General features: G+C 68.8%; 21 protein-coding genes and 1 pseudogene. 17 read left to right on the top strand and 5 right to left on the bottom strand.

The genetic code is table 11. The annotated features are described in order from the left end of the window. Positions 1-100: 100 nt before the first annotated feature. Genes EV643_RS39970 through EV643_RS39955 form a run of 4 tightly spaced genes read left to right on the top strand, consistent with a single transcriptional unit; the run spans position 101 to position 6,541 of the window. A complete protein-coding gene (locus tag EV643_RS39970; protein ID WP_133805446.1) occupies positions 101-3,295 on the top strand; it encodes a penicillin acylase family protein in 3,195 nt (1,064 codons plus the stop codon). Between the two features lie 27 nt (positions 3,296-3,322). After that, positions 3,323-3,946, top strand: coding sequence for a YbjQ family protein (locus tag EV643_RS39965; protein WP_133805445.1), 624 nt, complete (start codon positions 3,323-3,325; stop codon positions 3,944-3,946). Continuing rightward, on the top strand, positions 3,936-5,300 hold the full coding sequence (locus EV643_RS39960) for a GH1 family beta-glucosidase (protein WP_133805444.1): 1,365 nt from the start codon (positions 3,936-3,938) through the stop codon (positions 5,298-5,300). The genes EV643_RS39965 and EV643_RS39960 overlap by 11 nt, the downstream gene beginning before the upstream one ends. 11 nt (positions 5,301-5,311) lie before the next feature. Further along, positions 5,312-6,541, top strand: coding sequence for an MFS transporter (locus tag EV643_RS39955; protein ID WP_238166132.1), 1,230 nt, complete (start codon positions 5,312-5,314; stop codon positions 6,539-6,541). 20 nt (positions 6,542-6,561) lie between these two features. On the opposite strand, the gene EV643_RS39950 is transcribed toward EV643_RS39955, so the two are convergent. Further along, positions 6,562-7,332: an IclR family transcriptional regulator gene (locus EV643_RS39950; RefSeq protein WP_238166137.1), complete on the bottom strand. Its 771-nt coding sequence runs from the start codon at positions 7,330-7,332 to the stop codon at positions 6,562-6,564. Between the two features lie 189 nt (positions 7,333-7,521). On the opposite strand from EV643_RS39950, the gene EV643_RS39945 reads away from it, so the two are divergent. From EV643_RS39945 to EV643_RS39920, 7 genes and pseudogenes are all read left to right on the top strand, one after another. Next, positions 7,522-8,298 (top strand): MIP/aquaporin family protein, encoded by a 777-nt coding sequence (locus EV643_RS39945; RefSeq protein WP_133805441.1) that lies wholly within the window; start codon positions 7,522-7,524, stop codon positions 8,296-8,298. 46 nt (positions 8,299-8,344) lie between these two features. Then, positions 8,345-9,343 (top strand): dihydroxyacetone kinase subunit DhaK, encoded by a 999-nt coding sequence (gene dhaK, locus EV643_RS39940; RefSeq protein ID WP_133805440.1) that lies wholly within the window; start codon positions 8,345-8,347, stop codon positions 9,341-9,343. Next, complete coding sequence (gene dhaL, locus EV643_RS39935; protein ID WP_370452427.1) at positions 9,340-10,014, top strand: dihydroxyacetone kinase subunit DhaL; 675 nt, start codon at positions 9,340-9,342, stop codon at positions 10,012-10,014. The genes dhaK and dhaL overlap by 4 nt, the downstream gene beginning before the upstream one ends. Next, positions 10,011-10,397: pseudogene (gene dhaM / locus EV643_RS47105) on the top strand (dihydroxyacetone kinase phosphoryl donor subunit DhaM); the annotation flags it as partial. The gene dhaL and the pseudogene dhaM, both read left to right, overlap by 4 nt. 9 nt (positions 10,398-10,406) lie before the next feature. Further along, positions 10,407-12,479: a phosphoenolpyruvate--protein phosphotransferase gene (gene ptsP / locus EV643_RS39930; RefSeq protein ID WP_370452429.1), complete on the top strand. Its 2,073-nt coding sequence runs from the start codon at positions 10,407-10,409 to the stop codon at positions 12,477-12,479. Positions 12,480-12,530: 51 nt separating this feature from the next. Continuing rightward, positions 12,531-13,061: a gamma carbonic anhydrase family protein gene (locus EV643_RS39925; RefSeq protein WP_133805438.1), complete on the top strand. Its 531-nt coding sequence runs from the start codon at positions 12,531-12,533 to the stop codon at positions 13,059-13,061. A gap of 115 nt (positions 13,062-13,176) precedes the next feature. After that, positions 13,177-13,833, top strand: a complete 657-nt coding sequence (locus tag EV643_RS39920; RefSeq protein ID WP_133805437.1) for a DUF998 domain-containing protein — start codon at positions 13,177-13,179, stop codon at positions 13,831-13,833. A gap of 58 nt (positions 13,834-13,891) precedes the next feature. Here EV643_RS39920 and EV643_RS39915 read toward each other — a convergent pair whose 3' ends face one another. Beyond that, on the bottom strand, positions 13,892-14,857 hold the full coding sequence (locus EV643_RS39915) for a hypothetical protein (protein ID WP_133805436.1): 966 nt from the start codon (positions 14,855-14,857) through the stop codon (positions 13,892-13,894). Between the two features lie 196 nt (positions 14,858-15,053). On the opposite strand from EV643_RS39915, the gene EV643_RS39910 reads away from it, so the two are divergent. Both EV643_RS39910 and EV643_RS39905 read left to right on the top strand, forming a co-directional pair. Then, the gene (locus tag EV643_RS39910; protein ID WP_133805435.1) at positions 15,054-15,350 is read left to right on the top strand and encodes a hypothetical protein; all 297 of its coding nucleotides are present in this window, start codon (positions 15,054-15,056) and stop codon (positions 15,348-15,350) included. A gap of 70 nt (positions 15,351-15,420) precedes the next feature. After that, on the top strand, positions 15,421-17,688 hold the full coding sequence (locus tag EV643_RS39905) for a zinc metalloprotease (protein ID WP_133805434.1): 2,268 nt from the start codon (positions 15,421-15,423) through the stop codon (positions 17,686-17,688). A 130-nt stretch (positions 17,689-17,818) separates the two neighbouring features. Here the strand turns inward: EV643_RS39905 and EV643_RS39900 are convergent, their stop codons facing one another. Together EV643_RS39900 and EV643_RS47225 are read right to left on the bottom strand one after the other, a co-directional pair. Next, positions 17,819-18,067: a metal-sensitive transcriptional regulator gene (locus EV643_RS39900; RefSeq protein ID WP_202869975.1), complete on the bottom strand. Its 249-nt coding sequence runs from the start codon at positions 18,065-18,067 to the stop codon at positions 17,819-17,821. 54 nt (positions 18,068-18,121) lie between these two features. Next, a complete protein-coding gene (locus EV643_RS47225) occupies positions 18,122-18,286 on the bottom strand; it encodes a DUF8730 family Cys-rich protein (protein ID WP_502255088.1) in 165 nt (54 codons plus the stop codon). A gap of 99 nt (positions 18,287-18,385) precedes the next feature. On the opposite strand from EV643_RS47225, the gene EV643_RS39895 reads away from it, so the two are divergent. The 3 genes from EV643_RS39895 to EV643_RS39885 are packed head-to-tail and all read left to right on the top strand — an operon-like array spanning position 18,386 to position 21,305. Next, positions 18,386-19,078 (top strand): metal-dependent transcriptional regulator, encoded by a 693-nt coding sequence (locus EV643_RS39895; protein WP_238166131.1) that lies wholly within the window; start codon positions 18,386-18,388, stop codon positions 19,076-19,078. After that, complete coding sequence (locus tag EV643_RS39890; RefSeq protein ID WP_133805432.1) at positions 19,078-20,121, top strand: multicopper oxidase domain-containing protein; 1,044 nt, start codon at positions 19,078-19,080, stop codon at positions 20,119-20,121. Before EV643_RS39895 ends, EV643_RS39890 begins: the two co-directional genes overlap by 1 nt. Beyond that, positions 20,118-21,305, top strand: a complete 1,188-nt coding sequence (locus EV643_RS39885; protein WP_202869974.1) for a ZIP family metal transporter — start codon at positions 20,118-20,120, stop codon at positions 21,303-21,305. The genes EV643_RS39890 and EV643_RS39885 overlap by 4 nt, the downstream gene beginning before the upstream one ends. A 92-nt stretch (positions 21,306-21,397) precedes the next feature. Here the strand turns inward: EV643_RS39885 and EV643_RS39880 are convergent, their stop codons facing one another. Next, positions 21,398-25,657 (bottom strand): nSTAND1 domain-containing NTPase, encoded by a 4,260-nt coding sequence (locus EV643_RS39880; RefSeq protein WP_166665752.1) that lies wholly within the window; start codon positions 25,655-25,657, stop codon positions 21,398-21,400. A gap of 173 nt (positions 25,658-25,830) precedes the next feature. Here EV643_RS39880 and EV643_RS39875 point away from each other — a divergent pair, with 173 nt between their 5' ends. Further along, positions 25,831-26,121: a hypothetical protein gene (locus EV643_RS39875; protein WP_133805430.1), complete on the top strand. Its 291-nt coding sequence runs from the start codon at positions 25,831-25,833 to the stop codon at positions 26,119-26,121. The last annotated feature ends 101 nt before the right edge of the window (positions 26,122-26,222 follow it).

Genomic DNA, 26,222 nt, shown 5'->3' with positions numbered 1-26,222 from the left:
TGACCTGGACTCTTGACCCGAAGCTACTGGTGAGTCATCGTCAGTCGGAGCAAGATCCCCTGCCGTCATCGCTCGCCCCCGAGTCTTGAGGGAGGACCCCGTGCCGACCCCCCGCCCAGCCTTCCGCCCAACCTTCCGTACGACGGCCGCCTTGCTCGCCGTCGGCGCAGTACTGGCCGCAACGCTGTCCACGCCGACCCAGGCAAGACCACAGGCAGCGGCCGCGCCACCGCCGGTCGACTACTGCGTCGGTCAGTGCGCCGACATCGTGCCGCCCGGTCAGAACGGCAACGCGACCTTCACGGATCTCCTTCTTTTCAAGGGTTTCGGCACCCGTCCACCGCACTTCAGCGACACCCTCAAGCCGTACGAGCGGCTGGTCTGGAACTCGCAGGGCATCACCGACGAAGGCCTCGGCCAGTACTACGACGACGCGTCGTTCGGGGTGAAACCTGGCGACGTCGCGAGCACCGTCCAACCGCGGGCTGACGTCACGATCGTCCGTGACTCGTCCCGCGGGATCCCGCACATCACCGGGACCACCCGCGAGGGGACGATGTTCGGTGCCGGGTACGCCGGGGCGCAGGACCGGCTGTTCGTCATGGACGTCTTCCGGCATCTCGGTCGCGGCCAGCTGACCCCGTTCGCGGGTGGCGCACCGGGCAACCGCGCGTTCGAGCAGGAGTTCTGGCGAACCGCGCCGTACACCGAGGCGGACCTGCAGAAGCAGTTCGACGACGCCGACGAGCGGTACGGCGCCGACGGCCTGAAGATGCAGAAGGACATCCAGGCCTGGGTCGCCGGGGTGAACCACTACATCAACACGGTCGGCATCGCTTATCCCGGTGAGTACGTCGCGCTCGGCCTGCCGACCCCGCAACCGTGGAAGGTGACCGACGTGGTCGCCACGGCCGCGGTGGTGGCCGGCATCTTCGGGACCGGTGGCGGCGGCGAGATGGCGTCCGCGCTCGCCCTACTGGAGGCGCAGGCGAAGTACGGCGTTGCCCAGGGCACCAAAGTCTGGGAGTCCTTCCGGTCGCAGAACGACTCGGAAGCCAACGCCACCATCCACAACGGCGCGACCTTCCCCTACGGCACCACGGGCCCCAACCCCGCCGGCCGCGCCCTCCCCGATCGCGGATCCGTCACGCCTGAGCCAGTAGTAGTAGATGAGACGGCGTCGGCAACAACCAAGCTGGCCGCCAGGCCCAAGAGCACCGTGCAGCCGCCGATGCGGGCCCAAGGCAAGGAATCACTACGCGGCATCTTCGACGGCGGCCTCTTCCCCCAGGGCTTCGGTGAAAAGGGCATGTCGAACGCCCTGCTCGTGTCCGGCGCCCACACCGAGAGCGGCAACCCGATCGCCGTCTACGGCCCGCAGACCGGGTACTTCGCCCCGCAGCTCCTCCTTCGACAGGAGCTCCAAGGACCGGGAGTGAGCTCCCGTGGCGTCGCGTTCGCCGGGCTGAACTTCTACACGCTGATCGGCCGTGGCGCCGACTACTCCTGGAGCGCCACGTCGGCCGGCCAGGACATCACCGACACGTACGCCGTCCCGCTGTGCGAGCCCGGTGGTGGTACCCCGACGAAGGCGTCCACCCACTACCTCTTCCGCAACCAGTGCACGCCGATCGAGAAGCTGGAACGGCACAACGAGTGGTACTCGAGTCTCGGCTCGTCGGAACCCGCCGGCTCCTACACGTTGGTGGCCCAGCGGACGAAGTACGGGATCGTCACGCATCGCGGTACGGTCGGCGGCCGGCCGGTGGTGTTCACGAAGAACCGCTCGACGTACGGCAACGAGGCGGGCTCCGCACTCGGGTTCATGCGCTTCAACGACCCCGACGCGATCCACTCCGCGCGCGACTTCCAGAACGCGGCGGCCAACATCGGCTACACGTTCAACTGGTTCTACACCGACAAGACCGAGATCGCGTACTTCAACTCCGGCGACAACCCCGTTCGTGCCGCGGACGCCGACCCGAACCTGCCGACCTGGAGCAGCTACGAGTGGCAGGGCTGGAACCCGGACACGAACCGGGCCACCTACACCCCCGCGAGCCAGCATCCGCAGGTGATCAACCAGGACTTCCTGACCAGCTGGAACAACAAGCAAGCCCCGGGCTTCTCCGGATCCGACGGCAACTTCGGCTACAACTCCGTCTACCGCAGCCAGCCGCTGGACGACCGGATCAAGGCCGTCCTCAACGGCAACCAGAAGTTCACCCGAGGCAAGCTGGTCGAGGCGATGGAGGACGCGGCCACGGTCGACCTCCGGGCGGACAAGGTGCTGCCCTACCTGCTGCGGGTGCTCAAGAGCGCCCCGATCAGCGACCCCGCGATCGCGGACGCTGTTGCCAAGCTCACCGCCTGGCAACAGGCCGGAGGCCACCGCAAGACGCCGAACGAGTCCTCGAAGACCTACGACCATGCCGAGGCGATCCGGATCCTCGACGCCTGGTGGCCGCTACTCGTCCCGGCGCAGTTCCGTCCCGGTCTCGGCACCGAGCTGTACGACGCTCTCGTGCGCACCCAGAAGATCGACGAGCGGCCGAGTGCTCAGGGATCGGCCTTCCAGAGCGGCTGGTGGGGATTCGTCCATCGTGATCTCCGCAAGGTACTCGGCGATCCAGTACAGACGGCGCAGCCCGTGACGTTCTGCGGTGCGGGAGCGCTGACGGCCTGCCGCGGCGTACTGACCGACTCTCTCACGGCGGCCCTCCAGGTGCCGGCGGCAACAACTTATCCGGCGACCGCCGACTGTGCCGCGGGAGACCAGTTCTGCGCGGACCAGATCGTGCATCAACCGATGGGTGGGATCACGCAGGACCGGATCGCGTGGGTCAACCGGCCGACATACCAGCAGGTTGTCGAGTTCCCGGCGCGGCGTGGGGACGACGTGAGCAACCTGGCTCTGCGGAAGACGGTGACCGCGAGCAGCCACGAGACCGGGTGGTACAACTCGCCGCCGGCCAACGCCGTCGACGGTGATCTGGGCACCCGCTGGGCGAGCGACTGGTCGGACCCGCAATGGTTGAAGGTGGACCTGGGGTCCGAGCAGACGATCGGCCGGGTGGTGCTCCGATGGGAGGCGGCCTACGCGTCGGCGTACCGGGTCGAGGTGTCCCGGGACAACGTGAACTGGCAGCAGGTGTTTGCCCGGAGCAACGGGAACGGCGGGGAGGACGTGGCTCGGTTCGGGGCGGTCCAGGCGCGGTATGTCCGGATCACCGGGACGCAGCGGGCGACGTCGTACGGGTATTCGCTGTACGAGTTCCAGGTCTTCCGGCAGTGACGCCCGGTTGCCTGCGAGGATTGGGGCATGAACCAGAATTTCCCCCCGAACCCGAACCAGCCTCCGTACCCGCCGCAGCCGGGATATCAGCAGGGACCGCCGCCGGGGTACGGCCCGCCGCCCGGTTACCAGCAGCCCGGGCCGCCGCCGGGCTACCAGCAGGGTCCGCCGCAGGGCCCGCCGCCGGGGTACGGGCAGGCGCCCGGCAACTACCAGCCGGCCCAGCAGTCGAATGTGCCGCACGTGGCGCCGGCCGGCTCGCCGTACCCGGTGCTCGTCTCGACCATGAACGACCTGCCCGGCTACGAGGCGGAGAAGGTGTTCGGCGAGGTGTTCGGGCTGACCGTGCGCAGCCGCGACTTCGGCTCGAACTTCACCGCCAGCTTCCGCTCGCTGGGTGGCGGCGAGGTGCCGGAGTACACCCAGATGCTGGCCGAGTCCCGGCACGTCGCGGTGATGCGGATGTGCCAGATGGCCCAGCAGATGGGCGCGAACGCGATCCTGGCGATGCGGTTCGACTGCAACGAGATCGCCAACACGATGAGCGAGGTGGCGGCGTACGGCACCGCGGTGATCGTCCGCAAGGTGGAGCCGCCGCGCGACCAAGACACCGTCCCGGAACCCGATGAGGATGATGCGAATGACAGCTGAGGCACAGTTCCCCGCTGGTTTTCGGTGGGGTGTTTCGACGTCGGCGTACCAGATCGAGGGGGCCGTGACCGAGGGCGGTCGCGGCCCGTCGACGTGGGATGTGTTCACCGGTCAGCCGGGGCGGGTGCTCAACGGCGAGACCGGGGCCGTGGCCTGCGACCACTATCATCGGTACGCCGAGGACGTCGCGCTGATGCGGGAGCTCGGGATCGACAGCTACCGGTTCTCGTTCGCCTGGCCGCGGGTCCAGCCGGGCGGACGTGGACCGGCGAATCCGGAGGGGCTCGCGTTCTACGACCGGCTGATCGACGAGTTGCTGACGGCCGGGATCCAGCCGGTGCCGACGCTGTTCCACTGGGACACCCCGCAGGAGCTGGAGGACGCGGGCGGCTGGCTGGAGCGCGACATCACCGAGCGGTTCGCGGACTACGCGGCCCTGTTGGGGGAGCGGTACGCCGATCGGGTGCCGCATTGGATCACGCTCAACGAGCCGATGGTCATCACGTTGATGGGGTACGCGGTCGGTGCCCACGCGCCCGGCCGGGAGCTCGGGTTCGGGGCGTTGCCGGTCGCGCATCACCAACTGCTCGCGCACGGCCGCGCAGTACAGGCACTGCGGGCGGCCGGTGCCACGTCGATCGGGATCGCCAGCAACCACGCGCCGACCTGGCCGGCCAGCGAGAGTGCCGAGGATCTCGAGGCGGCCGCTCTATATGACACTTTGATCAACTGGCTCTTCGCGGATCCGCTGCTGCTCGGGCGGTACCCGAACGATGATCTTGCCGCCGCGATGCCGGGGCCGGTGGCCGAGGATCTGGCGGTGATCTCGACGCCGATGGACTTCTTCGGGATCAACCACTACGCGCCGGTGAGCGTGGGTGCGCCGACCGGCAACGCGGACGTCGCGGCCACTGATGGGATTCCGCTCCCGCCCGGCCTGCCGTTCGAGCCGCGCACCCTCGAGGGGTACGCCAAGACCGACTTCGGCTGGCCGATCGCGCCGGCGGCGTTCACCGAGATCCTGCGCACCTTCGCGGACCGGTATGGCGACCGGTTGCCGCCGATCTACATCACCGAGAACGGCTGCTCGTTCGACTCTGTCGATGATCAGCGCCGGATCGAGTATCTGGACGGATATCTGCGAGCGCTGCAGGAGGCGATCTCCTCCGGCATCGACGTACGGGGCTACTTCCAGTGGTCGCTGCTGGACAACTTCGAGTGGGCCGCGGGGTACTCGCAGCGGTTCGGCCTGGTGCACGTGGACTTCGAGACGCTCGTGCGCACACCGAAGGCGTCGTACGGGTGGTTCCGGGACCTCATCGCCAAGCAACGCGCGGTTCAGGGCCGGGGATGACCGCGCGGCCGGTGCCTGTTGCTGGCGCCCTCGACGAGCCGGTCCAGCCTGTCCGGGTGCGGTGGACGGCCGCGGTGGTGCTGGCGAACGTGGGGGTTTTCGCCGCCTGGCTCGGGCCGATCCAAGTGTTGCTGGCGAAGCAGTCCGAGGCGGTGTCGCCGGGGAACAAGGAGTTCGTGCTCGGTCTGGTGACCGGGGTCGGCGCGGCGGTGTCGGTGGTCGCGAACCCGTTGTTCGGGGCGGTGTCCGATCGGACGGTGTCGCGGTTCGGGCGCCGGGTGCCTTGGGTGCTGGCCGGTGCGGTTGGCGGGGTCGTCGGGTTGCTGGTGCTCTCCGGCGCCGGCGCGGTCGGCTTGATGTTGCTCGGCTGGTGCCTGATGCAACTGTTCGGCAACACGTTGCTGGCGGCAATCACCGCGACGGTGCCGGATCGGGTGCCGCGACGGCAACGAGGTGTCGTCGGCGGCTGGGTCGCGCTGGCGCAGACGATCGGCGCGCTCGTCGGGACAGGTTTGGCCACCGCGGTTGGAGGGATCGGCGCCGGGTATGCCGCCTGTGCGGTGTTCCTGCTGCTCTCGGTGGTGCCGTATCTGATCGGCAGCGATGACGTGGTGCTGGTCGAGCGGCCCGCTTTCGACTGGGGGAGGTTCCTACGTGGCTTCTGGGTGAGCCCGCGGCGCTACCCGGACTTCGGTTGGGCCTGGCTGACGCGTTTCCTATTGAACCTGGGCAACGCGATCGGCACGTTGTACTTGTTCTACTACTTGCAGGATGAGGTCGGGTACGGCGATCCCGACACCGGCGTACTGATCCTGACCGCGATCTACGCCGTCTGCACGATCGTCACCGCCATCACCGCGGGCAGTTGGTCCGACCGGTTGGCCCGGCGGAAGATCTTCGTCACCGGCTCCGGAATCGTGATGGCCGTCGCCGGCGTGGTCCTCGCGCTGTACCCGACCTGGACGGGTGCGCTGATCGGCGCGGTGATCCTCGGCGCCGGCTTCGGGGTCTACCTGTCGGTCGACTTCGCCTTGCTCACCGAAGTCCTGCCGACCGCCCGCGATCGCGGGAAGGACCTCGGCGTCATCAACATCGCCAACTCCCTGCCGCAGGTGGTCGCTCCCGGCATCGCCGCCCCGGTCGTCAAATACTTCGGCGGCTACCCGGTCCTCTATCTGCTGGCCTCCGCCATCACCGTCCTCGGCGCAGTACTGGTCCGTCAGATCCGCTCGGTCGCTTAGCCCACGCGGACCGGGGCGCGTCAGGCCGGCCGCGGACGCCGGCGGCGGGTACCCATCTCCGAGGCCCGGGGCGCGTGGCCGACCGGCGGCCAGGACGTGGCACCGAGCTCCCGCGAGACCGACCGTGCGGCAGTCCGCAGGCTGGCGACGACGCCGGCCGCGACTGGCCAGTCGCTGGTCGGGGCGACCAGGCCCATCGCACCCACCGCGCCCCCGAGCCTGTCGCTGAGCACGGCCGCGAGGCCGCACTCCCCGAGCACGGCCTCCTCGACCTCCTCGGCGATGCCGGTCAGGCGAACCTGGTCGAGCTGCTTGCCGAGCGCGCGGGCATCGGTCACCGTCTCGCCGGTCATGCTGCGGAGGATTCCTCCGTCGAGGAGCCCTTCCGCGGCCTCCTCGTCGAAGGCGAGGATCGCCTTGCCCAGCGCGGACGCATGGGCAGGAATCACGATGCCGACCTCAGGCATCTGGCGCGAACCGTCAGGCCGGGGCTCGTGGTGCACCACCACGACGTCCTCGGCCATGGCTACGGCGGTGCGCACGGCGAAACCAGTGCGGCGGGCGAGATCCTCGGCCCAGGGCGCGACGCGGGACCGCAGCTCGAGGGTATCGAGGTAGACGTTGCCCAGGGTGAGCACGGCCGGGCCGAGGCGGTACTGACCCGAGTCGTGCTCCTGCACGATCATGCGGTGGACGAGAAGCGTGCGCACGATGCCGTGGACGGTGGACGGTGGCAGGTCGAGGCGCTGAGCGATCTCGCCGAGGCTGAGCCGGTGACCGCCCTGGAGCACGGTGAGGATGCGCAGCGCGCGGTCGACGGACTGGATCAACTCGTCACTCTCCAAGCCAGCTGAGATCGGGTCGGCGCAAGGTATTGCGCGGTGTGAAGCAGAAGCGTACCTTCGACCATCATTCGACATTATCGAATGGTATTCCAAGCGATGCCGAGGCCAGCTGTGGTGCTCGGTGGAGGAGATGCCATGAGCGAACCATCCACTCCCCAGAAGATCGCCTCCGAGGTCATCGGAACCGCGTTCCTCGTCTTCATCGGCGTCGGGTCGGTTCCCGCGACCCTGATCGTCAACGGCGACGCCCCGTTCACCATGGCCGACCTCGGGATGATCTCGCTCGCGTTCGGGACCATCGTCGTGGCGACCGTCTACGCGTTGGGTCACGTCAGCGGCAACCACATCAACCCCGCCGTCACGCTGGGCCTCGCCGTGACGAGGAAGTTCCCATGGAGGCAGGTGCCCGGCTACCTCGCCGCGCAGGTCGTCGGCGCGACGATCGGAGCCGCGGCCATCATCGCCGTACTCGGCGACAAAGCGAGCGACGTGGGTCTCGGCGTCGCGTCGTACGCCGACACGGTCGGTGTGCCGCAGGCGTTCGCCGCGGAGTTCGTCGGGACGTTCATCCTCGTGTTCACCGTGCTCGGCGTGATCCATCGAAAGGCGCCGGCCGGGTTCGCTGGCCTGGCCATCGGCCTGGTGGTCTTCGCGGCCATCATCCCGGTCGCCCCGGCCACGGGCGCCTCCATCAACCCGGCTCGCACCTTCGGCCCGATGTTCGTCCTGCAATTGGCGGGAGGCACGGTGAAGTGGGAGCAACTGCCGGTCTACATCGTCGCCGAACTCCTAGCCGGAACGCTGGCGGCACTGTCCTACCAAGCCCTCGTCAAGGGTGTCGGCGAGGTCGTCGAGTCTCCCGACAGCCCGGTACCGGCGCCCCGGCTGGCCGAGCCCGCCAGTCGCGCCTGACCTCCCACCTCCATCCGAAGCTCGACCAGCACGAGGAGCCAGTCCGGTGAAGAAACTCATCAATGACCCAGCCAACGTCCTGTCCGAGTCACTGCTCGGTGTCGCCGCCGCCCATCCGGAGTTGCGGGTCGACCACGAGCACAAGGTGATCTTCCGTGCCGATGCGCCGCGGCCGGGAAAGGTCGGCCTTGTCTCCGGAGGTGGTTCCGGGCACGAGCCCCTGCACGGAGGCTTCGTCGGTCACGGGATGCTCGACGCGGCCGCCTGCGGCGAGGTCTTCACCTCGCCGGTCCCCGACCAGATCACGGCCGCCACGAACGGTGTCGACGGTGGAGCCGGCGTGCTGCACATCGTGAAGAACTACACCGGCGACGTGATGAACTTCGAGATGGCCGCCGAGATGGCCGGCGCGACCGGTGGTGCCGAGGTCGTGGCCGTGGTGACCGATGACGATGTCGCGGTACAGGACAGCCTGTACACCGTGGGTCGCCGCGGCGTCGGCGTAACCGTCCTGGTCGAGAAGATCGCCGGGGCGGCCGCAGAGGCGGGGCGGAGCCTGTCCGACGTCGCTGCCGTTGCCCGGCGGGTGAACGCCGAGGGCCGGAGCATGGGCCTGGCTCTGACGTCCTGCACGGTGCCCGCGGCAGGGAAACCCACCTTCGATCTGCCGGCCGACCAGATCGAGGTCGGCATCGGGATCCATGGGGAGCCCGGCCGGACCCGCGTGCCGCTCGCGCCCGCGGCCGAGCTGGCCCGGATGCTCGTCGATCCGATCCTGGACGACCTCGATTTCGCCGGCGACGGGGTCCTTGCCTTCGTCAACGGCATGGGCGGCACGCCGCTGATCGAGCTCTACCTGATGTACCACGAGGTCGACCGGCTGCTGGCGAAGGCAGGAGTTTCGGTGGCCCGGTCGCTCGTCGGGAACTACATCACCAGCCTGGACATGGCCGGTTGCTCGGTCACACTTCTCAAGCTCGACGACGAGATGCTGCGGCTGTGGGACGCCCCGGTGCGGACTCCGGCCCTGCGGTGGGGCCTGTGAGCGCGCCGCCGGTACCAGAGGTGCGCGCGGTGGTCGACGGCGAGGCGATCCGATCCTGGCTGAGCCTGTTCGCGACGGAGGTCGCCCGCAACCGGGACCTCCTCACCCAGCTCGACTCCGCGATCGGTGACGCCGACCACGGCGCCAACCTCGACCGAGGGACATCGGCTGCGGTGTCCGCCTTCGGCACAGCTGACCACTCGTCGCCGGGAAGCGTGCTGAAGACGATGGGGATGACGCTCGTGGGCACGGTCGGAGGTGCCAGCGGACCGTTGTACGGCACGCTGTTCCTCCGGATGGCGGGTTGTGCGGGCGACGCCGAACGGCTCGACGCTCCCGCGTTCGCCGCGGCTCTGCGCGCCGGCCTGGACGGTGTCGTGGCCCGCGGACGCGCACAGGCCGGGGACAAGACGATGTACGACGCACTCTCACCCGCCTGCGACGCGCTGGACGACGCCCTCGCGGCCGGGAGGGACATCGGCGACGCGTTGTCGCTGGCGACCGCCGCGGCGGACGCCGGGCGCGACGCCACGATTCCGATGCTGGCGCGGAAGGGACGCGCGTCGTACCTCGGCGAGCGCAGCGTGGGACACCAGGACCCGGGCGCGACGTCGGCCGCGCTGCTGGTCGCCGCCGCGGCACAGGCGCTGTCCGGGCAGGTGTCGGCGTGACGGGCCTGGTGGTCGTCTCCCACAGCCGGGTCCTGGCCGATGCGGCGGTGTCGCTCGCGGCAGAGATGCTGCACGGCTCGGAGGTCCGGATCGCGGTGGCCGCCGGGCTGGACGCGACGACGTTCGGGACCGACGCGACCGCGATCGTCAAGGCGATCGAGGCGGCCGACGACGGTGCGGGCGTCGTGGTGCTGATGGACCTCGGCAGTGCGGTCCTGTCCGCCGAGATGGCGCTGGACATGGTCGACCCCGCGGTCCGGCAGCGGGCGGTGCTCTGCCCGGCCCCGCTGGTGGAGGGTCTCGTCGTGGCTGCCGTCGCGGCGGCGGGCGGCGCGGCCCCCGCGGAGGTCGCGGCCGAGGCGGTCGGGTCGCTGGCCGCCAAGCAGGCACATGTGGGCGCGCCCGCGCCGGACGCATCGGCCGAGCCCACCGTCGGCACCGAGGACCTCGCGGACACAGGTGACCAGGGTCCGACCTACACCGCGGTGGTAAAGATCGCCAATCCGCACGGCCTGCACGCGCGACCGGCCGCCCGGCTGGCCCAGGAATCCCGTCTGTTCGACGCCCGGATCGCGCTGCGCAACCTCGACACCGGAGCGGGCCCCGTTCCCGCAACCAGCCTGTCCCGGGTCGCCACCCTCGGCGCGCTCTGCGGACACCGGGTGGAGCTGGCCGCGACGGGCAGCCAAGCGCGCGAGGCCGTAGCTCACATCGTCGCCCTGGCCGATCGTCGTTTCGACGAGCAAGAGCCGTCCAGCGCAGCCGGACCTCAACGGTCAGCCGTACATCGTACGGACGGGACACCGATGCCGGCCTCGCCCGGTATCGCCGTCGGTCCGGCTGTATCGATGCGCGCATCCGACGTCGAGATCCCGGACGAGGTGCCCGGCGACGCTGCGGCCGAGTGGCGACGCGTCCGGGCCGCGATCGCCGAGGTCCGCCGCGAGATACAGCGGATCCGGGTCGCGGCCGCGCGCGAGGGCGGCGAAGGGGAGGCAGCCATCTTCGACGCCCACCTCATGCTGATCGACGACACCGACCTGCTCGACGACGTTCGCGCCCGCATCGCGGCAGGCAAGGCAGCACCCCGCGCCTGGACCGACGCGATCGCCTCCGTCGAGGCGGAGTTCGCCCGCCTCCCGGACGAGTATCTGCGGACCAGGGCCGCCGACGTCCACGCGGTCGGACAACAGGTCGCGCGTGTCCTGACCGGCGCGCCGGCCCTGCACGTCGAGGGCGAGGGCGTCCTGATCGCGGATGACCTGACCCCGGCCCAGGTGGCCGACCTGGACGCCTCGTGCGTGACGGGCATCGTCATGGCCGCGGGGAGCCCGACAAGCCACAGCGCGATCCTGGCCCGGTCCCGCGCCATCCCCACCGTGGTCGCTGCCGGACCAGCTGTGCTGGACGTACCACCCGGTACGACCGTTGCCCTTGACGGCACGACGGGACGGGTCTTCGTCGACCCCGGCGAGGAGACGCTGCGTGAGCTCGAAGCCGCCGACCAGCAGGCACGGGCGAAGACCGCGCTGGCGAGGGCGGGAGCCTTCTCGCCGGCCGTCACGCGCGACGGGGTCGAGGTCCTCGTCGGCGCCAACCTCGGATCCGTCCCGGACGCCCGCGCTGCCGCTGACAACGGTGCCGAGCTCGCCGGTCTGGTCCGCACCGAGTTCCTGTACCTCGGCCGACACCAACCACCCACGACCGAGGAACAGATCGAGGTCTACCGATCGCTGGCCGAGGCACTCGGCGGAGAACGCCTGACCCTGCGGACCCTCGACGTCGGAGGCGACAAGCCGCTTCCGTACGTACCCCAGCCGCCCGAGGCCAACCCGTTCCTGGGTATGCGGGGCATCCGGCTGACGCTGGCCCAGCGCGACCTCCTCGACGACCAGCTCCGGGCAATCGTCGCGGTAGCCTACGAGACGCCTGTCAGCGTGATGTTCCCGATGGTGAGCACCGTCGATGAGCTCGCGGACGCGCGGCATCGCCTCGACCGTGCGATCCAGCTCGCCGGCCGCGGCCGCCCGGCGGGACTGCAAGTCGGGATCATGGTCGAGGTCCCGGCCGCCGCCCTCAAAGCAGCTGCCTTCGCGCCGCACGTCGACTTCTTCAGCGTCGGCACCAACGACCTCACCCAGTACACGGTGGCCGCCGAGCGGGGAAACCCGTCGGTCGCCTCGCTGGGCGACCCGCTCGACCCTGGCGTGCTGCACCTGATCCGGGCCGTCTGCCGGGCCGCCGAAGGCCGCTGCCTGGTCGCCGTCTGCGGTGAGCTGGCAGCCGACGAAGCGGCGACTCCACTACTGGTGGCACTCGGCGTCCGCGAACTCAGCGTGGCACCGTCCTCCGTCGCTGCCGTGAAGCAGGCCGTTCGCCAGATCGACCGTGCCGCAGACGCCGACCTGGTACGCCGTGCCCTGACCGCGGCCGGACCCCGAGACGTCCGCGCAATCCTCGGCTGATCCGCCACACGGTGGGCGGCGGCCACCATCTAGTCGCTTAGTCTGACCGCCATGCCGCTCTATTCCTTCGAGGGCAAGAGTCCCTCCGTGCACCCGGAAGCCTGGATCGCGCCCACCGCCACCCTGGTCGGCGATGTGGTGGTCGAGAAGGGTGCCTCGATCTGGTACGGCGTGGTGATCCGCGCTGACCTCGGCCGGATCATCATCCGCGAGGGCGCGAACATCCAGGACAACTCCGTCCTGCATGTCGGCGGCACCGGTGTCTGCGAGGTCGGCAAGGACGCGACCGTCGGCCACCAGTGCCTGGTCCACGACTGCATCGTCGGCGAGTCCGCCCTGATCGGCAACGGCGCCATCGTCCTCGACGGCGCGGTGATCGGGCGCCGCACCCTGATCGCCGCCGGCGCCACCGTCACCCCCGGCACCGAGATCCCACCCGAGTCGGTCGCCCTCGGCAGCCCCGCCAAGAAGGTCATCCCGCTGGAAGGCACCGCCAAGCTCTTCGTAGACCACAACGCCGCCGTCTACCACGCCCTCGCCCGCCGCCACGCCGACTCGATAGAACTCATCGACCCCGCCTGAGCAGCCTTCCCGACGGACGTCGTGCTGTGACCCAGGTCACAGACGATAGGAGTTGAAATCCGCGGTCGGGGGTCGAGGTAGCAGCGACGGAGCTACCTCGACCAAGGAGTGAACGATGAGTGGAATCACTGCCCTGACCAACGACCGCAGCGTGCCGGCCGGGCGACTGTCCAACCGGACGCTGCTGACCTTCGCCGCGCTCGCCGGGCCGGGATTCTTTGCTTCGGCGAGTGCGCAGATGCTCACCCGTGACGGCTTCGACCTGCGGGTGCATCCGATCAGCCAGTTGTCGACTGGCGACCTCGGCTGGATCCAGATCGCCACCTTTGTGCTGACCGGCCTCGGCGTGATCGCTTTCGCGGTCGCTCACCACCGCCTGGTCCGAGTCGGGGTCGGGCGGCGACTGGTGCCGATCTTCGTCGCGATCTTCGGCGTGGGGCTGATCGTGTCGGGCCTGTTCGTCATGGATCCGCAGAACGGCTTCCCGGTCGGCACGCCCGACGGGCCGGTGCCAGCGATGTCGTGGCACAGCATCGTCCACGCGGCAGCCGCGGCAGTCGCCTTCACCGCTATGGCGGCGGCGTGCGTCGTACTGGTTGTCCGTGCGATCCGGTGCCGCGAGGTAGCCGCCGCGATCGGGAACGGTCTGGTCGGCGTGTTCCTGTTGCTGCCGATGTCGCCGAACCATGCGAGCTTGCAGATCGCCTTCACCGGCGTCGTCGCCTTCACCTGGACCACCATCCACGCACTGAAGTTGCGACGGACGACCTGACTGCGTTGCACGACGAGCGGCCGGACGCTGTAGGGGCGTCCGGCCACAGGTTGCGGGATCAGGGGCAGCGGGCTGCCTTCTTGCCGTTGGGGGCGATGGCGAACCAGAGGTTGCCGACGCCGTAGCCGGCGGTCTGGCCGAGTTCCTTGTCCTTGTGGAAGTAGTAGAGCGGCCAGCCGTTCAGGGTGACCTGCTTGCCTTCCGGGCGATCGATCAGGCCGACGGAGACCGGGCTGATCTTGTTGCTGAGGATGCGGACGCCGTTCTTGCCGGCCAGTACGGGCTCCCACTTCTTCGTGCATTCGCCGAAGCAGGTGGTGCGCGAAGGCTTGGCGGAGTCGTTGTCGAACCGGTAGATGGTGCGGCCCGCCTGGTTGGTCACGAAGGGCATGAAGCCGTCGACCACGTTGACCGTCAGCGTCTGCACATCCTTCTGCGCCGGTGCCGCCGCCTTCGCCTGTTGGGTGGATTTGGCCTTGCCACCTTGGGGGTTGACGGCGAACCAGACTCCGCCCTGGCCCTGGCCCTGACCCGCGAGCTGACCGAGCTTGAGATCATCCTTGAAGTAGTAGAGCGGCCAGCCCTTCAACGTGACCTGCTTGCCCTCGGGACGATCGATGGTGCCGAGCTTGCTCTCGTCGATGCCGCCCCCTTCCACGACAACGCCGGACCCGGCCAGTACCGGTTCCCAGGTCTTCGCGCACGCGTCGAAGCAGGTCGACTGAGAAGGATTCGCGGAGTCGTTGTCGAACCGGTACACGGTCCGGCCGCTGGCACTGGTCACGATCGGCGTCAGTCCGGGAACCTGCTGCACCTTGAGAACCTTCTGCCCACCCTGCGCCTGCGCACCACCCGTCTGCGCACCACCCGCCTGCCCCTGAACCTCCTGAGCCGCGGGAGCCGGCGCACCGCCAGCAGCCTGCCCGCCCTCGGAACCAGAGCTGCCCAACAGCGACGAACCACACGCCGACAAGGTCAGAACAGCAGCAAGAGCAGTAATCGTCGCAGCAAGAGACTTCTTCATCGGAATCCTCCGTATGGTCTGTGTCCGCGTCTGTCTTGCCCCGGGACACGTCCACTTCGGAGGATCGGTTCAGCAGCCGCCCTGTTTGAATCAGCGGACTGACCCAATTCCGTTCCCCTTCGCAGGCCTTCTAGGGTTGCGGCGTCACTGCCAGAGGTGTAGGCAGGGAGGGTCGCGGTTGGAATGGGGGCGCGGCATGACAACTCTGGCTATCGCGCTTGAGGACGGCTTCGACGATGACCATGTCGTCGTACGAATCAATGATCGCGTCGTCTTCGACGAGGAGCACGTCAGCTCTCGCTATCACAGTGTCGCCCAGATGTTCGATGTACCGGTGACTGCGGACGAGGTACGAGCCGCGGTCCAGGTGCCGACCCGTGGGCTGGCTGACGAGACCACGCTCGATGTCACCCGCAAGCCGAACCTGCGGATCTCCATCACAGCTGGCGATGTGGTGTTCGACGCCGGGAGTGCGCCCCTTTACTACGCTTGATCGCGGCCGACAGCGGCTGGCCAAGGGCCCTGGTCGCTGCCGTTCAAAGGCCCCCATGGGGAGGTTCACCATGGCTACTGATAAGGGCGCGAAGAGTGCAGCGCGCTCCAAGAGGCAAGCACCGCAGACGTCGCCGACCTCAAACCCGGAGAGTCTGGCGCCGACGGGGCACGACGCCGACTTCGCTGCCTTGGTGCAGCATGTCGCCGCCGAGTTGCCCAGTCTGGAGGAGGCCCAAGGGCCATTTCCCTGGCCGCCAATGCGGCGGAGTGGCGTGTATACCCGGATCACCACGCCGCTACCGACACCCAACGGGCCGCTCGCACCGGATACCGCACTCGACGGAGCGGACGGCGCCACGCTGGAAATCGAGGAAGCAATCGAGGGGCACCTTGGCCCTCGGCCTGTCTGGGTCAGCGAGGAGCTGCGGGTAGACGTCGACGGGACCTTCCCGACGATGACGATCAGCGGGACGATCTTCCGCCTGTTCGGTGGCTGGCTGACCTGGATCGCTCGCGTCACAGAAGATCCACAGACCGGCGAGTATGTCGGTCCGATCAGCTATCGCAACGGAGCGGCGCAGTTGCTGCAGCACACCGATGTGCGCTGCAGGCTGACCGGGTCGCCGTGGATCCAGCCTGGCCGGCATGCGCGGGTCACCTTCACCGGCGGCGGACTGCAGCAACGCGTCCGGGTCTACCGGTTCGTCCAGTCCAACTTCCGGACGGTCGGCATTGAGTACGACACCGTGGAGGGCACCAACTCGGTCACCTCCTACAACCTCCAGGCGCACCCGAACCGCCCGGCCGACCTGCCGGCGACGACCCTGACGATCGAGGACGTCTTCACCCGGCAGGGCCTGCGGATGACCAAGACCAGCGGCGAGGACGTCATTCCGATCGACGAGGCGATGGGCAACCAGCTGTGGTCCGATCTAGAGATGCACGATGCCATGCAGCAGCACTGGTCGAAGTTCGCCGACGTCCCGCAGTGGCAACTCTGGACGCTGTTCGCCGGGCGACACGAGATGGGCTTCGGGCTGGGTGGGATCATGTTCGACGATATCGGCACCGCCCAGCGTCAGGGCTGTGCCATCTTCATGGACTCGTTCATCTCCAACCCGGCACCGGCCGGCGATCCGGCAGCGGCGGCGTACGTCCAGCGGATGCGCTTCTGGACCGCGGTGCACGAGATCGGGCACACGTTCAATCTGGCCCACTCGTGGCAGAAGGATCTCGGCACACCGTGGATCCCGCTGGTACCAGCGCCGGAAGAGCGAAGCTTCATGAACTACCCGTTCCGGGTGGCCGGTGGGCCGAATGCCTTCTTCGCGGACTTCCACTATCGCTTCAGCGAGGACGAACTCCTGTTCCTCCGGCACGCCCCGGCCCGTTTCGTCCAGCAGGGCAACGCCCCCTGGTTCGATCAGCACGGCTTCGAGCAGGCCCGGATGGACGGCTCGGCCGCACTCACGCTGACTGTGCGCTTCAACCGGGCGGCCAGCCGGTTCGAGGCGCTGGAACCCATCGTCGCCGAGATCAAGCTGACGAACACCAGCCCGGTCGCGATCGTGGTCGACAAGAACGCTCTGATAAGCGACCAGCTTCTGGTCGTGATCGAAGGAAAGGGCAAAGGGCCGCGGCAGTGGATCCCCTACCAGCGCTACTGCACACTGGCGGAGCCGCAGATCTTGCAACCTGCCGAGTCGATGTACGCGCCCCTCTACCTCTCCGCGGGGTTGAACGGCTTCGACCTGGCCGATCCCGGCCGCTACCGCGTCTACGCCGCACTGCGGACAGCCGCCGGCGACGTACTCTCCGCACCCCTGGACCTCCACGTAGCACGCTTCGAGTCCCGGGAACAGGAGTCGCTGGCTGACGACATCTTCGAAGATGAAGTCGGAAGGGTCCTCGCGTACGACGGCAGCCGGGTGCTCGAGCGGGCCTGCGCAACGCTTCGGGAGGTCGTCGACCGGACACCCGAAAGTCGCATCGCCAAACACGCCGCGGCCGCGCTCGGTCGGGTCGCCGCGACCAGCGGTCTGGTCTTGGAGGAAGGAGACGGAACCCCGCAACTCGTCACGAGACCGGCGAGACCAGAGGAAGCGGCACCATTGCTCGATACGGCGTACGGCGACCTCGACACAGCTGCCGATACCTTCGGACACATCAGGCTGACCGAGGAGGTCACCCGGACCGCGCAAGCACTCGCAAAGGAAGGCAATCGAAGCCGCGGCGCCGAGATGACCGGAAGCCTCGCCCAAGTCCTTGACGGCCGCGGCGTCCTGCCGCGAGTCGTCGCTGAGGTCCGTGGAGTCGCTCACACCCTGTCGGAGTAGAACGCACTTGGGTAATTGGGAATGGTAGAGACGCGGCGCCCTGTCCCGCCGCGTCTCTGCCCCACACTGCCGCTGAGCTGATCCCTGCGAAGCTGCCGCGCGCCCGATCCGCCTGAACCGGAGGGGCGTGTCAGGCCAATGCGAGGAACAGCTTCTCGAGTTGCGCCTCTGTCAGCGGGGGCTCCTCGCCGCGGTCTCGTAGCGTTTGGCAGTGCCGCATGCCGGTGGCGATGATCTTGAAGCCGGCCCGGTCCAGGGCGCTCGATACCGCGGCGAGCTGGGTTAGCACCCGCTCGCAGTCGTCGCCGTTCTCGATCATCGCGATCACGCCGGCCAGCTGGCCCTGCGCTCGCTTCAACCGGGTCAGCGGGTCCTTCATCGAATCAGTGTCCAACTGCACTGCCGCCACCTCCACACGCACCGGGACTCATGTTCATCGGCCGAACAGGCGAGCGAAGAACCCGCCTCCGCCTTCGCTCTTGGCGTGACCCGAGCACCACTGCTGAGCCGGCACCGACTGCTTGACCTGGGCGACATGCTGACCACAACCAGCCCACGTTGTCTTACCGCATTGGCGACACTTCACTGCTCGACACATCCCAGGAAACCCTTCCGTCGGCGTACTTCCGCAGAAGAATACCCCCGGGGGTATGACGAGCGCTGGCCAGATGGGGTTAGATGAGGCTAATGTTCGGATGTGAGTGCTCAAATGCGTCCGCTCAACTGTTGCGAGATCGCGCATACCGAGGCCGTCGAGGACTACCTGCGGGTTATCTTCAAGCTCGCCGGGCGCGGGTTGCCGGTCACGACGTCGGCGGTGGCCGAGCAGGTCAGTGTCGCGCCGCCGACTGTGTCCGCGATGTTGAAGCGGCTGGAGGCGAGCAACCTGGTCGCGCGCTCAGCGGCGCATGAGATCAGCCTGACGACCCACGGTGAGCGGCATGCGATGGGTGTGACGCGGCGGCACCGGTTGGTGGAGACCTTCCTGGTGCAGGTTCTGGGGCTGACCTGGGACGAGGTGCACACAGAGGCCGACAAGTTGGAGCACGCGATCAGCGACCGGCTGGAAGACCGGATCGACAGTGTCCTCGGGCATCCGACGCATGATCCGCACGGTGACCCGATTCCCCCGCGGAGCGGCCGTCATGTCGAGGCCTGGTCCGTCCCGCTCGGCGGTGTTGCCGCGGGCAACCGGTTCCGGGTGCAGCGGGTCGCCGATGACGACAGCGATGCTTTGAGGTATCTGGGCGAGCGCGGGATCCGGCCCGGCGCCGTACTCGAAGTGGTCAGTCGCGAGCCCTTCGGTGGACCGGTGTGGGTGAAGGTCGGCGCGCGGCGTCACGCGCTCGGCCCGATCCTGGCCGACGTCGTACACGGGGAGATCGCGTGATGTCCGGGGCGTCCCGGCGGGGATTTCTGCTCGGTGGTGCGGGTGTCGCTCTCGGCGCGATCCCCGCGCAGCCTGTGGCCGCCCGGCCGCCGGCCGCTGACCCGGTCCCGTCGCCGCATGCGGGTCACGATGCCGCGGTAATGCATGGTGGCGGCATCAACGGTCCGACCTTCCGCGGTGGCACTGTTGATCACGCGGCCAACGGGTTCAACCCGACCGAGGTGCTTCGGGATTTCGACTACGGCAAGGTCTCGAAGCTGCCGAACGGCCGGGTGCTGCGGGAGTGGGAGATCTTCGCGTCCGACCAGGAGATCGAGGTCGCGCCCGGCATCCGCTTCCCGGCCTGGACGTTCAACGGCCGGATCCCGGGGCCGACCCTGCGTTGCCAGGCCGGCGACCGGTTGCGGGTGCGGTTCGTCAACGCGTCGGCTCACCCCCACACGATGCATTTCCACGGCATCCACCCGGCCGAGATGGACGGCGTACCGGGTGTCGGCCGTGGCGTGATCTCGCCCGGCGAGGACTTCGTCTACGAGTTCGACGCGGAACCGTTCGGGCTGCACCTGTATCACTGCCATGTCGGGCCGCTGGCCGAGCACATCGCCCGCGGGATGTACGGCACCTTCATCATCGACCCACCACAGCCGCGCCCGAAGGCCGACGAGATGGTGATGGTGATGAACGGCTACAACACCACCTTTGATGCCGAGGGCAACCAGCTGTACGCCGTCAACGGGATCCCCTTCCACTACATGCACGAACCGGTCCGGGTGAAGCGCGGCGAGCTGGTCCGGATCTACCTGGTCAACATCCTGGAGTACGACCCGATCAACAGCTTCCACCTGCACGGGAACTTCTTCGACTACTACCCGACCGGCACCCGGCTGGAACCGACCGAGTTCACCGACACCGTCGTACAGGCCCAAGGGCAGCGGGGCATCTGCGAATTGCGGTTCCCGTATCTCGGCAAGTACATGTTCCACGCGCACAAGAGCGAGTTCGCCGACCTCGGCTGGATGGGCTTCTTCGAGGTGGTCGAGTGACCACGCCAAGACTCCGCGGACAGCTGCCGGCCTGGGTGCTCGTGATCGCCACCGTCGCAGCAGCCGCTGTCGCCCTGACCATCCTCGCTGTGCTCGGCAGCCGCAGCCTGCCGGAGCGAACTGGTCCGCCGGTGGAGGAACTGGCGATCGAGCGCACCGTACTGTCGCCCGGCATCATCGAGCTCACCGTCCGGAACACCGGCCCAGATCCAGTGCAGATCGCCCAGGTCTCGGTCAACGACGTGTACGTCGGCTTCACCGGTTCGACTGAACCGCTCGGCCGGCTGGCCACGGACACCTTGCGCCTGGACTACCCCTGGCAGGAGGGGCAGCCGTACGGCGTATCGATCCTGACGTCCACCGGCGCCGTGATCGAGCACGAGGTCCCCGTCGCGGTGGAGACGCCCGCGACCGGTGGAGGTCTGCTCGCGCTGATGGTGCTGCTCGGGACATACGTCGGCGTCCTCCCCGTTGCCCTCGGCATGGTTTTCCTGCCCGTACTACGCCGTGCCGGTCGGTCGGTGGTCCGCGTCCTGCTGGCGTTGACCGTCGGACTACTAGCCTTCCTCGCCGTCGATGCCGCGATCGAGGGACTCGAACTGGCCGACGAATCCGGGGGCGCGTTCGGTGGCCCGCTGCTGGTGTTCCTCGGCGCCGGACTGGCGTTCCTGGTCCTCACCGCGGTCGATCGCTTCCTCAAGAACCGGACGCCCGAGCAGACCGGGGTCACCCCGGACGGTCGTCGACTGGCCCTGATGATCGCCCTCGGCATCGGTCTGCACAACCTCGGCGAAGGCCTGGCGATCGGCTCGGCCTACGCGGTCGGCGAACTGGCCCTCGGCGCTGCCTTGGTCGTCGGTTTCGCCCTGCACAACACCACCGAGGGCCTGGCCGTCGTCGCGCCGCTGACCCGACAGCCGCCCTCCGTACTCCGTCTGCTCGGCCTCGGCCTACTCGCCGGTGGCCCAGCGATCCTCGGTGCGGTGATCGGCGCGGCCGTCAACAACACCGCACTGGCATCCCTCCTGTTCGGCGTAGGCGTCGGCGCCATCCTGCAGGTCGTCCTCCAGATCGCCCCCAGCCTCCGCAACCAGGCCGGCAAACTCCTCGACCCACCCATCGCAGCAGGCATCTCAACCGGCGTCCTGATCATGTACGCCACCGGCCTACTCGTCTCCGCCTGACGACGGCGCGGGGCGCGCGGCCAAGCCCGGTGGGCGTGCGCGATGAGTAGGCTGATCGACGTGATACTGACCACGAGGAGGCGGCGTCCCGCTCAGGGACAGGTCTTGTGGAAGGGCCGGTCGCCGAAGTTCTCCCGCCACTCCTCGCTGGTCAGGTCGCGGCCGGCGGCCTGGCAGGCGTGCTCGATGGCGTGCTCGAGGCGGGTGTCCCAGTGGTAGATCCCGTCGTCATACGACGCGATCACGACTGTGCGACCGTCGGGCCGGAAGTCGGCTGTGGCGAGGGTCTGTTGCGGGATGACGACGGAGCCGAACAGAGCCGCGGTGTCGCCGTCGATCAAGGTCACGGTGCCGTCGGCGCCGGACGACACCAGGCGGGAGCCGTCCGCCGAGTACGCGAGGCTGTTGATCGGATCTTCCTGCAACTTCGCCGGCGGACGAACCGCTGTGCCGGTCGCGGTGTCGAGCACCATCACCTCGCCGTGGTGACTCCCAATGGCGACATGACGGCCGTCCGGGGAGAAGGTTGCTATTTCGGGGTCGCGCATCGCCAGCGGGCCCGTGCGGATTGCCGTGCCCGCCTCGAGGTCGAGCAGCGCCCATCCCGTGGACGGGACGACGAAGTCGAGCCCGAAGTTTCGGCCGCCGGTGAGTACCACGGCACTGCGATTGTCCGGACTCGCGGACAGCCAAGCGATCGGCACGCCCACCTGGACCGGTTTGCCCACCGGCTTGAGGGTGTCCGAGTCGAGCAATGTGGCCATGCCGGACGCCTGACCGATCGCGATCCGGCTGCCGTCGCGGCCGCTGTAGTCGAGATCCTGGACGGGGCCCCCTGGCAGCCGGCGCTGCGCGATGACCTGACCGGCGCGTGTGTTCCACACTCTGAGGACGCCGGATTTCACCGCCGCGAACCGTTCGCCGCCGGGGTGCCAGGTCCCGCAGCTCGCACTGTCGATGGCGAACCAATCGCCACTCAAAACGGTCGGCTTGGTCGCCTGGTCCGTTTCGACGTCGATGAACCCGATCCCGGAACGGCCTTGGCGGTAGATGGTCCGGCCGCCAGGGGCCGGTATCACGCAGCCGTGGTCGAGGCCGGGCGGCTTCTTGACCTGCGTGAGGTACCTGCGCTTGCCGCTGAGATCCCAGCTGCGCAGCGCTCCGTTCCCCGCCGTGTACAGGGTCTCGTCGTCCGGGCTGAAGCCGACGTCCCAGAGGTCCTGGTCGCGGATCTCGAGTTCCTCGACCACCCGGCCCTCTGCCACGTCCCACACGATCGTCTTCGGGGCCGCGGTCGTCGACACCAGCCGGGTGCCGTCGCGGGAGAAGCGCACCGTCAGAATCTCGTCGTCGCCGGGCAGGCGCCCCTTGACTGCTCCTGTCGCGGCGTCGATCAGCACCACATCCCCGATGCCTGAGCCCGAACCTGGCGGCATCTCGCCGGCAAGTGCAAGTAGTTTGCCGTCTCGCGTGACGTCGATGCCGTTGGAAGACAGGTCGGTCCGTGAGAAGAGCTCCTTCCCGGTCCCGACGTCGTACCCCGTCAGCGGTCTGGTCGTGTAGACCCGATCGCCGGTTGGGCTGATTTGCACCCGGGCCCTGACCGCGTCGGCAGACAGAGGCAGCGTTCTCCGCACCGACGGTTGTGTGCCCTGTCGGACGTTCCAGACAAGCACGGACCCGGTTGTGTAGTCGTTCAGCGTCCCGTTCGCGTAGAACTTGATGACGGCCACGAGTGAGTTCCCGTCGTGGCTGTAGTCGAGGTGTGTTGCCCGCGCCGGCACTGTGAAATGCGGCAGCTGCTGCGATTCGGGTGCCGGTTCGAGCGTCCTCGGATCGAGCAGCCGCACCGGATGGGTGGTCGGCGAGGGCATCCCGGCGGCCACGTGCCTGCTGTCCGGGCCGAATGCGGCCGCTGCCCACCCTTCGCGGCGCACCGACCCCTCCGGCATGGTCTTGGGGCGGTGCGCGCCCTTCAGCTCGCCGGTCGTCGGGTCGTACAGCAAGGTCGTGCCATTCGGGTCGTACAGCGCGACCCGAGCGCCGTCCGGGCTCACGTCGACGGCGTAGGTGTCCAGCCGCTCCGTCTCGACCGAGCGGATCAGCCGGGGCTGCTTGGCGAGCACGGCGAGCAGGTTGGCCCGCGACTCGGGAGTCTCGTGCAGCCGGATACCGGCCACGGCCAGCAGCAACGACTCGTCGACGTCGTCCTTCACAACCGCCTTGGCGCCGGCCCGGCCGGCATCCGCGACCAGCGCCGCCCGCTCGGCGGCTGCTGCCTCCTGGTCGGCGCGGTCGGCCTGGCCGACTGCGACCAAGCCGGCGACCAGCGCCCCGACCAGCAGCAGGGCGGCGGTGCCCAACGCGGTGCGGAGACGCCGGTTCACGCGGATCTGGTACCGGGCGGTGTCCTCGGCAGCGCGCAGTTCAGCCTCGGACAGGCGCTTGCTCGCGGCCAGGAACGCCTGCTCGGTCTCGGTGAGCGTTGGTTTGCTGCCTTCCTGCCAGTCCAGGGCGTTGGCGAGCCGTGCGCCGCGGTAGAGCTCGCTGTCGGGACGCCCGAGCGTGTCCCACGAGTCGGCCACGGTCGCCAGGTGATGGAGGATCCGTTGCCCTTCCAGGTCGTCGTCGAGCCAGCCACGCAACCGGGGCCAGGCCCGGGCCAGCGCCTCGTGCGCGAGCTCCACGACGCCGTCGTCGCTGGTCACCAGCCTCGCACCGATCAACAGGTCGACCATCGCGTCGTTCTCGGGGCCGGTGACCACCAGGCGACGCGGCAACCGGCTGCGGACCGGTTCTCCCTCCGGGCCCGGCGTGACTAGACGCAGCAGCAAGCCCCGCAGCACCGTGCGCTGCTCCAGGGAGACCTGTGCGTAGACCTGCTCGGCCGACTGGGCAACCGCGCCGCGGATGCCGCCGGTGGCGCGGTAGCCGGCCACTGTCAGAGTGCGCCCTTCGCGGCGCTGCCAGGTCTCGGCCAGCGCGTGCGACATCAGCGGCAGCGCGCCGGGCTGATCGGCCACCTCACCGACCAGCAAGTCAACCAGACCTGGCTCCACTACCAGTGACGCCAGCCGGGCCGGTTCCTCGATCGCGGCCCGCAGATCCGTCTCTGCCATTGCGGCGAGCAGGTACAGGCCGCGCTCCACCACGCGCGCGAACGCCGGGTGGGACGAAATGTCGGCGAGCCGATCGGCCCGGAACGACAAGATCAGCGGTGCCACAGTCAGGTGAGCGGCCAGGGTGGTGAGGAAGGTGGCCCGCTCAGCGGCATCCTGACACAGCGAGAACGCCTCCTCGCACTGGTCGACCAGCAGCGCCGGCGGCGGGCCCGTGCCCGGCATCACCGCGGCCAGCGCGGCGACCGGGTGCACCCCCGGAGTCATCACCACCACCCGAACCCCGTCGCGGCGCAGGGCGGCGGCGACGCCTGCCCGGACCAGCGAGGACTTGCCGCAGCCCGATGGCCCCACGACTGCCAGGACCGAGCTGTCGGACAGTCGTCGCAAGCACGCGGCGACGTCGGCATCCCGGCCGAAGAACACCTCCGCGTCGTCGACGTCGTACGACTTCAGGCCCGGGTACGGGCATGCCGCGCTCGGCTCCGGCAGTGCGCTCTCGACCACCAGCGACGGGTCCTGACGTAGTATCGCCTGCTCCAGCGCATCCAGTTCCGGGCTGGGATCCAAACCGAGCTCACGATTCAGCACCGCGCGGAGCTGCCGGATGGTCTTGAGCGCCTCGCCCTGACGGCCGGCCTGGTACTGCGCCGTGGCGAGCAGGATCCAGCGGCGTTCGCGCAGCGGGGCCTCGCCCACGAACGCCTGCGCCTTATCGAGGACCTTGTCGTGCTGGCCGGCCCGCAGCGCAGACTCGACATACAGCTCCTCCGCCGAGTGCCGCAGCTCGACGAGCCGGGCCGCCTCGATCCGGGCCGGGTCCCACCCGTCCAGCTCGGTCAACGGCCGGCCCCGCCACAGCGTCAGCGCATCGGCCAGCACCAGAGCCGCCCGCTCGGCGTCCCCGGCCGCGAGCAGTCCGCGAGCACGGCCGACCGCCCGCTCGAAGCGCTGCGCATCGACGTCGTCGACCGGAAGGGTCAGCCGGTAACCCAGCGGCGAGGTCTCGATCGCACGGCTGCCGAGCAGCTTGCGGAGCCGGACCACGCATCCTTGGACGATCTTCGCCCAGGACGGCGGTACCTGCTCTCCCCACAGCACGTCGGCCAGTGCCTCCGCGCTGACCACCTCTCCGGGGTGTACGGCGAGAGCTGCGAGCACGACGCGATCACGTCGTCCGAGAACCTTGTGTTCCCCCTCGATCGTGAGCGGGCCGAGAACGGCGATACCCACCTCTCGACTCTCGACCTCCACGTGCCGGCCGTCAATGGCCGCGATACCGGCGTGATACCGGGCCTTCCCGGCGCGATACCGCACAGTGCGACAACCGGATCACCAACCGTCAGGCGCACCTGGATCCACCGACAGAGGCGAGTCCCGCCGGACGCGAGGGCACAGGAGAAGTCATGTTTCACGCATCAAGCACGAAGATCCTGACCGGATTTGCCGCGAGTGCCGCGGCCTGCGTCGGGCTGCTGTCGATCGCCGCACCGGCGTCGGCAGACGTCAAACCGGACGGTGGACCCTCGCAATACATCCCGGCGGGCGAGGTCCCCATTGTCGAGGAGAGGAATGGACTGGACACGTCGTCGGTGGCACTGGGGGCGCTGGGCGGGATCGCCTTCGCCGGCGCAGGACTGGGCATCACCCTCGGGGTGCAACGCCGCCGCGACCACTCGGCACTGCATTCGACCTGATGCCGTACGTGGTACCAACTGAGCATGCGTCCGCCGAAGCTGGCCGCCCCGACGGCACTGCGGCGGACGCAGCATTGCGTGACTGCGTGCAGCACGTGCGG

The organism is Kribbella caucasensis, from assembly GCF_004361855.1.
GTDB classification, from domain to species: Bacteria; Actinomycetota; Actinomycetes; order Propionibacteriales; family Kribbellaceae; genus Kribbella; species Kribbella caucasensis.
The sequence above is the reverse complement of the archived record's forward strand: the minus strand, read 5'-3'. Positions and strand labels throughout refer to the sequence as shown.

Excerpts from the sequence above, each read along its gene's own strand:
- EV643_RS39965 (WP_133805445.1), top strand. The coding sequence starts at position 3,323 with ATGAACCAGAATTTCCCCCCGAACCCGAACCAGCCTCCGTACCCGCCG.
- EV643_RS39960 (WP_133805444.1), top strand. The coding sequence starts at position 3,936 with ATGACAGCTGAGGCACAGTTCCCCGCTGGTTTTCGGTGGGGTGTTTCG.
- EV643_RS39945 (WP_133805441.1), top strand. The coding sequence starts at position 7,522 with ATGAGCGAACCATCCACTCCCCAGAAGATCGCCTCCGAGGTCATCGGA.
- EV643_RS39925 (WP_133805438.1), top strand. The coding sequence starts at position 12,531 with ATGCCGCTCTATTCCTTCGAGGGCAAGAGTCCCTCCGTGCACCCGGAA.
- EV643_RS39920 (WP_133805437.1), top strand. The coding sequence starts at position 13,177 with ATGAGTGGAATCACTGCCCTGACCAACGACCGCAGCGTGCCGGCCGGG.
- EV643_RS39915 (WP_133805436.1), bottom strand. The coding sequence starts at position 14,857 with ATGAAGAAGTCTCTTGCTGCGACGATTACTGCTCTTGCTGCTGTTCTG.
- EV643_RS39910 (WP_133805435.1), top strand. The coding sequence starts at position 15,054 with ATGACAACTCTGGCTATCGCGCTTGAGGACGGCTTCGACGATGACCAT.
- EV643_RS39905 (WP_133805434.1), top strand. The coding sequence starts at position 15,421 with ATGGCTACTGATAAGGGCGCGAAGAGTGCAGCGCGCTCCAAGAGGCAA.
- EV643_RS39900 (WP_202869975.1), bottom strand. The coding sequence starts at position 18,067 with ATGAAGGACCCGCTGACCCGGTTGAAGCGAGCGCAGGGCCAGCTGGCC.
- EV643_RS47225 (WP_502255088.1), bottom strand. The coding sequence starts at position 18,286 with ATGTGTCGAGCAGTGAAGTGTCGCCAATGCGGTAAGACAACGTGGGCT.
- EV643_RS39890 (WP_133805432.1), top strand. The coding sequence starts at position 19,078 with ATGTCCGGGGCGTCCCGGCGGGGATTTCTGCTCGGTGGTGCGGGTGTC.
- EV643_RS39875 (WP_133805430.1), top strand. The coding sequence starts at position 25,831 with ATGTTTCACGCATCAAGCACGAAGATCCTGACCGGATTTGCCGCGAGT.